Annotated in this window: 6 protein-coding genes; 1 reads left to right on the top strand and 5 read right to left on the bottom strand. The window is 38.0% G+C overall.

All coding sequences use genetic code 11. The annotated features are described in order from the left end of the window. Window positions 1–90 precede the first annotated feature (90 nt). From BACCOPRO_RS09840 to BACCOPRO_RS09820, 5 genes are all read right to left on the bottom strand, one after another. Window positions 91–1,671: a RagB/SusD family nutrient uptake outer membrane protein gene (locus tag BACCOPRO_RS09840; RefSeq protein WP_008143209.1), complete on the bottom strand. Its 1,581-nt coding sequence runs from the start codon at window positions 1,669–1,671 to the stop codon at window positions 91–93. 12 nt (window positions 1,672–1,683) lie between these two features. Then, window positions 1,684–5,052: a TonB-dependent receptor gene (locus BACCOPRO_RS09835; protein ID WP_040311411.1), complete on the bottom strand. Its 3,369-nt coding sequence runs from the start codon at window positions 5,050–5,052 to the stop codon at window positions 1,684–1,686. 151 nt (window positions 5,053–5,203) lie between these two features. Further along, complete coding sequence (locus BACCOPRO_RS09830; protein ID WP_008143205.1) at window positions 5,204–6,196, bottom strand: FecR family protein; 993 nt, start codon at window positions 6,194–6,196, stop codon at window positions 5,204–5,206. 103 nt (window positions 6,197–6,299) lie between these two features. Continuing rightward, window positions 6,300–7,223 (bottom strand): retroviral-like aspartic protease family protein, encoded by a 924-nt coding sequence (locus BACCOPRO_RS09825; RefSeq protein ID WP_008143204.1) that lies wholly within the window; start codon window positions 7,221–7,223, stop codon window positions 6,300–6,302. 100 nt (window positions 7,224–7,323) lie between these two features. Further along, window positions 7,324–7,878, bottom strand: coding sequence for an RNA polymerase sigma-70 factor (locus tag BACCOPRO_RS09820; RefSeq protein WP_008143201.1), 555 nt, complete (start codon window positions 7,876–7,878; stop codon window positions 7,324–7,326). 266 nt (window positions 7,879–8,144) lie between these two features. Between BACCOPRO_RS09820 and BACCOPRO_RS09815 the strand changes: the two genes are divergently transcribed. Then, entirely contained in the window at window positions 8,145–10,790 is a 2,646-nt protein-coding gene (locus BACCOPRO_RS09815; RefSeq protein ID WP_040311410.1) for a beta-galactosidase, read from the top strand. Window positions 10,791–10,795 lie beyond the last annotated feature (5 nt).

Here is a 10,795-nt window from a genome sequence, read left to right as displayed (position 1 = left end):
TTTTACGGGACAGTAGTGATTTTTATGATTGAAAGAGGTATGTCAAATAAAATATTTATTGGGCATACCTCTGATACTGTTTGCCGATAATCAATAATTGGGGTTTTGAATTAATATACCTCCAGCTTTATCTATTTCGCTTTGTGGTAAAGGCCAATAATAAAATTTTTCTTCAAATTTAGGTTGATAATCAACAAACTTAGGATCTTTTATATTTTCTATTTCATCCAAAATGTGCCATCTTTTCATTTCGAAATAACGCAATCCCTCTAAAGCTGTTTCAACCCGCCATTCATGTCTGATTTTATGGCGCATTTCGTCTTGCGTTAACCCTGCTTTTAATTCATTTTGTCCTGCACGACGTCTGATGGAATTGATAGCATCATAAACTTTTTGGGTAGGACCGTTAACTTCATTTTCAGCTTCTGCTATCATCAATAATACATATCCGTATCGCATATGAATCATATCTTGTGGGCTGACAGAGCCATCTAGTAAATCTCCTTTTTGTAAGGTAAGATTTCGTTGTAAATATTTATAGCAGCCAAAACCTGTAAAATCAGTTTCTCCTACAATGGCTCTAATTTCAGGGAATGGTCTCATTGAATGAAATATAGTAGCCTTTAATCTTTTATCTCTGCCTTCAAATAATTTGGCACGCTCTAATGCTGCAGCTTCATCATCTGTGCCATTTAGAACTTCTTCATTTATAGACAGGGCTGCAGCTGAACCTTTCCATTCTCCTTCTCCTTCCAGCTCAAATTCATCAATCAAGTTTCTTAAAGGACAATACATGAGCCAGTTTGTCATATACATATCATAACCGGAAGCAGCATTAGGGGCTAAGTTTTTGACGGAAAACATAATTTCCGGGCTATCTTCTTGTTTGCTGTCCTCAAATAAATCAGAATATTCTGGTTGTAATGAGTATCCTTCAATAGATTCTAAAATAGATATGATCTCAGTCATTTCTTGTATGTCTGGAACCCCCTGTTTATAAGCATGCTGCAACATTAACTTTGCTTTAAAAGCTTTTGCAGTTCCTCTTGTTATATGTCCTGCGCTCTCAGAATATGTAATATCAGGCAAATTTTCTATTGCTTTATCATAATCTTGCATAATTAACTCATAAACTGTTTCTGCTGATTCTTTCAGTATGTATTGTTCTTCCATGGTCAATACTTTATTAACTACCGGAACATCTCCATACAGTAAATAAACCCAAGAATGATGATAAGCTCTAAAGAAAAGACCTTCTCCCATCAATCTATTTTTTACCTCTACTGGTAATGTTGTATTTTTTTCTACTTCTTGTAAGAACATATTAACTCTGGCAACTGCAGAATAAGCGTTCTTAAAAATATCAGAAATATAGCCTCCCATATTAGAATCTATATTTCCACGGCATATATCACCTGAACTTCCTTCATTATGACCTGCATACATGTTGTCAGAAAGGGCATCAAATAGTCCAAACTGCTCGTTAAAATAGATGTTACTACGCATCTGACCGTAAATTCCGGCTAAAGCCATATTAAAATCATTTTCTGTTTTCCAGAAAGTAGTTTCTGAAGGTTGCGTAGTCGGATTTAAATCTAAAAAATCTTCACATGAAAAAAGTGGAAGGAGCGATGCTATAGCCGCTATTGTATATAATTTTATTTTCTTCATTGTTCTTTTATATTAAAATTCAACATTCACACCTAATGATAATATTCGGTTTTGAGGATAAGCTAAAAAAGAACCATCTCTGTCATTTTCCGGATCTAAACCTTTATATGGAGTAAAAGTTAGTAAATTGTCTCCGCTAAAGAATACCTTTAATCTATTGACAGCAAATTTTTTTGTCCATTCTGACGGGAATGTATAACCTAACATCAGGTTTTTCAATCTCAGATATGATGCATTTCTCAAATAATATGAACTAGCTCTTGTATTTCGGGTTCCACCCATATCATAATATAAACGAGGATTTATTGCATTCTCCGGATTGTCTTCAGTCCACATTCCATCCAAATAATCTTTGGGTATTCCACAATATGAAGCGAAAGGAACAACTCCAGCACTAGCTCCTACATATGTGTATTTGCCTTCTACACCTTGGAACATAAGAGACAGGTCAAATCCTTTCCAGCTTAATCCTGCATTGAATGAATACTCAAATTTAGGAAATCTTCCTCCCATGACCACTCGGTCATTATAGTCGATAATTCCATTATTATCTACATCTCGATAACGAATATCTCCAGGACGGGTATTGTCACTAAATTGTTTGGGGGCAGCGTCAATCTCTGCTTGATCAGCAAATATACCTATAGCTTCAAGCATATAGTATGAATTATATGGTATACCTTCTCGTAAAATAGAAAAACTTTTTATTTCATCTGCACCAAAATGAGTTAATTCATTCCGATATCGATCAATATAAAAGCCTAAATTATATTGTAATCCTTCCATTGCGCCACTCTTAACATAGTCATTCCAGTTCACAGCTATTTCTATACCTGTATTTTGCATTTCTCCATCATTGACATATGGAGCTTCCAGACCGACAAAATTAGATAATTGAGCTGTTCTTAAAATGTCAGTAGTTTGTTTCTTATACCAATCAACTGTCAAGTTTAATCTGTTAAACAAAGATATTTCAAGTCCTACATCTGTTATTGTAGTAGTCTCCCATTTCAGATCTCTATTAATGTATTTTTTCTGAGCAACTCCTTGTGTCAAAGTTGCATTATCAAATGGATAACTATCTGTTAAATCAACAATTGCTTGATAAGGATATAAACCAATATTCTGATTTCCTAATTGTCCCCAAGATCCTCTTATCTTTAGATTTGACAACCAGTTCCAATTCAGATTTTTAATAAAATCTTCTTCAGTAAGTCTATAACCTAGAGAAAATGAAGGGAACCATCCCCAACGACTTTCACTGGCAATACGGGAAGTCCCATCTAAACGAGTATTTACCTCTACCATATATTTGCCTTTATAGTCGTAGTTTAAGCGGAAAAATCCAGAACGAATAGCCCATTCTTCTTTATATCCTGAGTTCTCCATATTTTCATTAGACCCAGCATCCAATTCAGGCAAAACAAACTGATAGTCTCTACGTTTTGCCCAAATTACATTCCGCTCATTCTTCTCTTGATTATATCCAAGCATTAGTTTGAAATTATGATCTTCTTTCAGTTGAAAAACATATTCCATATATGTGTAGAAATTCAGATAGAGATTCTGGTCATCTTCTACTTGTAGCCCCGGAATAAAGCCTCCTCCTAAATCCATATTACGTGAAAATTCTTTGGAGTGATAATTGTAAAGAGGAACTTTTTCACCAGACCAATCGTGCAACTTATCATCAGATAGCCTTCCTGCCATTTTTGTATGCCAGGTAAAGCCCTTGAATGGTGTTAAATTAAAAAATATCTGTCCATTCATATCATATGTTTTATGGCGGGCCATAATATCATAATCAATCATAGCCAGCATATTTTTATTTCCAGATTCAATTTCTGGATAAGCTGCCAATGTGTATTTTTTAATACCCGACCCATCATCTGGTAGCCAAGGCATTGCGGTTGGGGCTTGAGCTAAAGTACATAAAAAAGCATCAACTATGCCATTTCTAGGTTCTTCCCTTTCGCTATAATTTGCGCTTATATATGTTCCGACTTGTAACCATTTTGTTAATTGGGAATTCAGATTTAATGAGAAATTATATTTATTATAATTAAAGCCACGCATGGTACCTGGCTGATCTGCTAAATTTAAGGTTATATTATAATCTGTTTTTTCAGAACTTCCACATAAAGACAAGTTATGGTTTTGAACAAAGGCCGGATTGAACATATAATCCACCCAGTCAAAACTAGGAAACTCAAGAGAACCATTGCTGTTTCTGTATTTCCCTATTTCTGTTTCATCATATAAGCCTCCTAGCTGGGAATTTGTTTTAGCAATATTGTATAGTTCCATGTATTCTGCTGAATTTGTTACCATATCCAACATTTTAGTTGGACTGTAGACTGAAAAATTACCGGAATAGGTTGCTGAAAACTTTTTGCCGTCTGCTCCTTTTTTGGTCGTTACTAAAATAACCCCATTAGCAGCACGTGATCCATAAATGGAAGCAGAAGAGGCATCTTTTAGAACGGATACACTTTCAATGATAGATGGATCCAATGATGATAGTGAACCTGGTACACCATTGACTAAGACTAACGGATCAGAGCCAGCATCAGAATATGTTCCTTGACCACGAATTCTAAATGAAGTATTGTCACTCCCTGGCTGACCTGATTTCTGAATGACGCTTAACCCGGGGACTTGACCTTGTAGCATATTTTCGGCATTGAGGACAGGACGTTTCGTTAAATCGTCTCCAGCTACAGCTGTTACAGCTCCCGTCAAGTTTACTTTTTTCTGCGTTCCGAATCCTACTACAACCAGCTCATCAAGCATTTCGGAATCTTCTTTCATAGTGATAGAAAGATTAGTTTGATTACCAACTTTGACTTCCTGATTGGCCATACCGATGTAAGAGATCTGTAATGTAGTACCTGCGGGAACATCCAATGAGAACTGACCGTTTAGATCCGTTATTGTTCCTTGAGCTGTTCCTTTGACCATAATATTGGCTCCGATTACCGGTATGCCGGCAGCATCCAGAATGGTTCCTTTTACCTTCTTGGTAGGCTTATTCTTTTCTTGTGTGTCTTTCTTCTTGATAATGATGTGCCCGTTACTGAAGATTGCAATGCAATCAGTGCCGTTAAGCAACTGTTCCATTGCTTGTTGTATTGTTGAAGCTTTCGGCATTTGTTTGATGATCCGGGAATCATCAATGTCTTGCGATTTATAATCGATGGAAAGCTCTGTTTGTTTTTCAAGCTGTTTGAATACACTCTTTAATGGAAGGTTATTTCCTGTGAGGTGAACCGGTTGTTGCTGAGCATATGCAAATACACTACATGCGGATAATGCTGTAATACACAGCAGCCGAGATAATTTTTTTCTACTATCTCTTAGCATTAGATTTGATAAATTCATAAATTTGTATGTTTGAAATTTTAGCATTAGAAATTTAATAGGTTTCTGAATCTTGAATGAATTAAAAATAGCTGGGTTTCAAATACCGGAAAGAGTAGTTGGCCGCTGTCCTTTCCGGTTTTCTTTTTTTCATAATATCCTCCTTGTTTAATTATTTGACAATAATATGATTTCCTTTAATGGTATATTGTATATTCATTAATTGATGTAAGATCTCCATAACATCTTCAATGGTTTCATCCGGGGCAAATTTAATGCAATATAAATCATTTTCATAGCGGGTTGAATTGTATAAGAATGTCACTCCATATTTCTTTTCTAATTCTTTTGCTAATTGTTTAAAGGGAACATTCTCAAAGATCAGATATCCTTTGCGCATTAGTTTGTAAAGCGATAAGTCGACCTTATTTTGTTGAACAGTATGGTTTATGTGTGAATAAATCAGTTGCTCACTTGGCTTTAAAATATATGTTTCGTCAGGCTTTTCTTTTAGACTGACTTGAATGCTTCCTTGTTCCAATGTTGCAGTGGTGTAATTTTCACTGGTATACGATTTGACAGTAAAGACTGTACCTAAGGCTTGTACATTGAGAGCTGATGTTTTTACGATAAAAGGTTTTTCCGGATCTTTGTGTACATTGAAAGAAGCTTCTCCTGTCAAATAGACTGTGCGGGAATCCATTTTCTCAAAATTGGCAGGATAAAGAACTGTAGAGCCTGCATTAACCCAGATACGTGAACTGTCTGGCAACAGTATTTCACGGGTATCTCCATGTTGAACGAATAATTCAACCATTTCAACAGGTTGCTGTAAAATATGCCGGGTTGTTGCCCAGTAGGTTCCGCTTATTGAAATGATCAACAGGGCTATTGCTGCCGCATACCTCATCCATTGGATATGGAAGGTTTTCTTCTGGAGAGTTGGTGTAGTTAATTGGGCTTGTAAGCGGTTCCAGTCATGCCATGTGTTATCGGATATTTTATTTTCTACCGTTTCCCAATACTGATGTAATTGATCTTCTTTTGTTTCTTGATCTTGTGGAGCACGTAGCCATTTCCCAAACAGTGCTCGTCCTGTTTGAGAGAAATGTTTTCCACTAATATATAGTTGGAATAGTTTTTTGATGGATTCGTGTTCTTTCATTGTTTTGAGCTTTTATATATAGGTAGGTTTAAATCGTGTTTACACACAACGAAATCATCAATTTTTTTATAAAATCGGAAAAATATTGTTTTAACGTGATTCTTCATTCAATGAGAAAATGATAAAAAGGTTTGTATATTAGATTGTTAGGCTCTAAATAGATATATCCGTTCTGCAAGTCCAGAGTGATGTTAAATCTCTGAAGAAAATTATTTCCCAGTACTCCTTCCATTTCCTGACTGGCTTGTACTCCTTCCGTTACTGTTGAGAAAGCTCCCGGTATTTTATAGAAATTCATGTTACCTAACCGGACTTCATCGAAGAAAACGTTTTGAAGCTCTCCGGCATTGGAATCGGAACTGGTTATGCGGGAAATGGCAAAAGGGCTTTGAGTGCCGAGTAGATCATTCTGACGTACAAATGGTGTATTCATATCCAATACCCGGTCTGATCCAGTATCGATTTCTACTTTCATATTGAATATTCTGTTGTTTACTTTGACTTGTATAGGAACCAGTGGTACGCCGAGAGCATACTTAATTTTTAGGGCTATGGCATTTTTCGGAGGTATGAAGGAAGATCTTTCATAAACATATAAGGTTTTTGTATCATAATCCAGTTTTAGAGGATATTGACTGATGAAACTAAGGCCGATTACTCCATCCCAGAAGTTGGGAGGATAGGGAATAGAAAGGAAGCGCAGTCCTTTGATCTGCATATTCCCTAATTGAAGTTCATTGTCTGAACTTACCTGAATTAAGTTTGTTCCTGTTGCACCATTGTTTGTCACTTGTGAGTCAAATTGAATGGAATAGGTTGATCGTGGAGAATTCGGATTCATAATCATATCGGTTGCTCCAGTATCAAACAGGAATCTTAATGTATCATTGTTATTGACTTTGCATTTGAGATAGACTCTGTTGTCGGAGGCTAATTCAAATGGAATCTGGTCAATTATTTGTGCCTGAATAAATTCCCGGGGCAATACCAGATAAATTGCAATGAGGGTATAAATAAGTGTTTTCATGAATGGATTTATTAATGTGTTAGTATTTCTATAAGTAGATCGTTCAAGAATACATATCGGTTAAAACAGTATATTTAGAATTAAAGAGTGGGGAGATAAGTCAGGATATGGTGAGAAGTATCCATACATAGATAACCTTACGTAAAATACCTAAGGCTGCTGTCAGATGGTTTTCTACGGTTCGTTTACTGATATTTAAACGTAGTGCTATTTCTTCATTGGAGAGCCCTTTTTCCCGACTCATCCGGTATACTAATTGACGTTGGGGAGACATTCTGTTCACTGTTTCCTGAATTAAAGCCTGTAGCTCACGAGTGAATAGCCATTCTTCCATGGATTCTGCTCCTGAGCCATTTTTTAGGTATTCTTGGGTATATTGTTCTGTTACGCTTAGATGATCAAAATAATCATATACTTTATAACGGGCCATTTGATAGAGATAAGCAGAAATTGACTTTATCTGTTCCAGTTTTTTGCGTTCATTCCAAATGGATAAAAATATTTCTTGAGCCATGTCCCTGCTGAGCTCCGGGTCATGTGTCAGTCCGGTCAGGAAGGCAACCAGTTGAGGCTGATATTGAAAGAATAACTGTTCGAAAGCCAGTTTATTGCCTGCTGCTATTTCTGTTAGAATATGTGTCTCTGTTTTTTCCATAGGCTAATAGACTTACAAAAGAAGTGAATTTTTTATAAAAATAAAAGAGTCTCATCAATATTTAAGTTATTCTCTCATTTTATTCGTAAAAAAGACTGACTTTGATTTTTTCGCTATATTTGTAGGTTCTTATCTATTCAATATTGATAAGCAGGGGATTATAGTTTATGTAATTTGAAGTATTGATGATTGTATGAATTATTGCTGATTCATAGACGAAAGCAATAAGACTTTTAGATTAAACATATTAGGCATAAAGAATGAGTATGAAAAAGCAAATTATATTATCTGCATGTCTGTTCGCAGCAGGAACTCTGTCTGCCCAATATCAGATAGACTTGAAGAATATCAGTTATCCGAAGGTGGAATATATAAAAATGGGGAATCCGGGACCGGCCGGTCAGGAGATAAAGGTGAATAATCTTTATTTGACAGAAGGAGGAGTTCCACAGGTGCCGGTAATGGGAGAGTTTCATTATAGCCGGATGGATCCTCGTTATTGGCGTGATGCCCTGCTGAAGATGAAATCGTCAGGAGTGAATATTGTTGCAACTTATTGTTTGTGGTCACTTCATGAAGAGTTTGAAGGGGAATTATCCTGGAAAGATCATCTGAACCTGCATCGTTTTGTAGAACTGTGTAAAGAAGTGGGATTAAAAGTACACCTTCGCATCGGGCCCTATTGTAATGCCGAAATCCGGAATGGAGGATTGCCCGACTGGATTGTCGGAAATCATAATTTCCGGGCACGTTCCAATGATCCTCTGTATCTGGAATATGTGCGTCGCTGGTATGAAGCTGTTTACAGTCAGGTAAAAGGCATGATGTATAAGGACGGAGGACCGGTTATAGCTGTACAGCTGGAGAATGAATATGTTGTTCCCGGACAGATTATTCCTCATCTGACTGCATTAAAGAGGATGGCGGTTGAGATAGGATATGATGTTCCTATGTATACAATGACTCATTGGCTGGATAGTGAATATCCTAAAGGAGAAATTATCCCTTATGCTGGTTTCTATATAGAAGCTCCCTGGACAACTTCCGGGAAAAATGAGGTCCCTGTTTCTAACTTTGAATTTTTCACATACAATCGCTTGTCGGACAATATCGGGACAGATATTATTAAAATTGAGGGCGATGTGGAATCGTTGAGTGGGGAAAACAACGAATCTCCTTTCTTTACTTGTGAGGTCGGTGTAGGAAGTACTACTTTCTATCCGCGTCGGGCAGTTGTTCCCGAAGAATTGGCCGGTGAGAACATTAACCTTCGCCTGGGGTGTGGTGCCAATCTGATGGGATACTATATGTATGTCGGAGGATCGAACCCTGTCGGACAGAAACGTACATATCAGTCTTCCGGCCCTCGTATCAGTTACGATTATCAGGCTCCTGTTCGGGAATTCGGAACATTGGGAACAGTTATGCAGGAGACCAAGAAGTATAATTATTTTATGAATGATTTTGGACCTTCACTGGCTCCGGCTGTTGCTTATTTGCCGACAAGCAATCAGAAGAGAGAAAATCTGCAGTGGGCGGTACGCACGGATGGAAAGAGTGGATATCTGTTCTGTTCAAATATTTTGTATCGCCGCCATCGTCAGGATTTCAAGAATGTACGTTTCACGGTGAAACTGAAGGATGAGACACTGCGCATTCCACGGCAACGGATAACAGTTTCAGACAAGGCTTATTTCCTTTGGCCGTTCAATCAGTCTTTAGGAAAGACATTGTTGAAATATGCAACCGTTCAGCCTGTATGTTCGATGAAAGAAGGAAATGAAACCACTTATTTCTTTTTTGAGGATGATGGCATAGCCGGTGAATATTTCTTGTCAGCCGAAGGTATAGATAAGGTGGAGACAGTGCATGCAGCCTGCAAGAAAGAAAAGAACGGATGGTTTATCAATGCTCTCCGGCCAGGAAAGGATTGTGTGGTAACATTGAATTGCACGGATGGAAGTATTGTTCGTCTGGTGACACTTACGGAAGAAGAATCCGATCAGCTCTGGAAAGGAACGAACAACGGAGAAGACTATGTGATACTGACAACTTCTTCTTTGATATCTGACGGTGAAAAGATTACTTTGATTGACGAACAGTCTTCTGCTGAGGCGTGGATATACGGAAAAGGGCAGTTTAAGAAACGGACTTTTCAGGGAGAGCCCAGAAGCTTGAAAGCAACTTTCCGCCAGCTTGCGCCAATGGATGGTGCCAAGACTATTCGTCCGGTGGCAGGTGATCTTGTTTGCCGGGGATTTTATCTGAATACGATAGCAGAAGTGGAAAAGGCCTGGCTTCGGTATGTAGCGGATAAGCAGTCTTATTCGATGCTGAATAATCAGAAGGTGCAGGCTGAAGAGATGGGTGGATATTGGCGTGCTGATGTGACAGATTTAGTGAAGGCCGGTGGAAACGAATGGGCTTTCTCTGCTCCGGATGGAGTGATGGCTGAACTGGAAATTCTGCTGTCTAACGGCCAGCGGGTGGTTTGGAATACAGATGCGACCTGGACTTCTTCTGATAAACAGTCGGTTGTTACGGACTGTAATTTGGATAAACCTTCTATATTTGCAGAACAGGAGCATCTGGCTCTTTATGCAGTCAATGTTCCGGATGCGCTTCAGGGAGACGAAGAAACCCGGGCTTATCTTTCCTATAAAGGAGATGTGGCTAATGCTTATCTGAACGGTGCGTTGATAGGTGATTCTTATTATGATGGAACAGACTGGATTCTTAGTCCGAGCCGCTGGAAGGAATCTGCTGCAGTCAATCCGTTGATAGTACGCATTCAGGGATTGAAATCTGCCGATGAACCGATTTACTTTGAAAAAGATATTCATCCGGCTGATTGCGTCAATCCGTCTTTGACGGGTGTTGAAATCCGTCAGGAGTATCGTTTTCCTATGTGATGGCT

The organism is Phocaeicola coprophilus DSM 18228 = JCM 13818, assembly GCF_000157915.1.
Lineage (GTDB): Bacteria > Bacteroidota > Bacteroidia > Bacteroidales > Bacteroidaceae > Phocaeicola > Phocaeicola coprophilus.
This window is presented reverse-complemented; position numbering and strand designations above follow the sequence as displayed.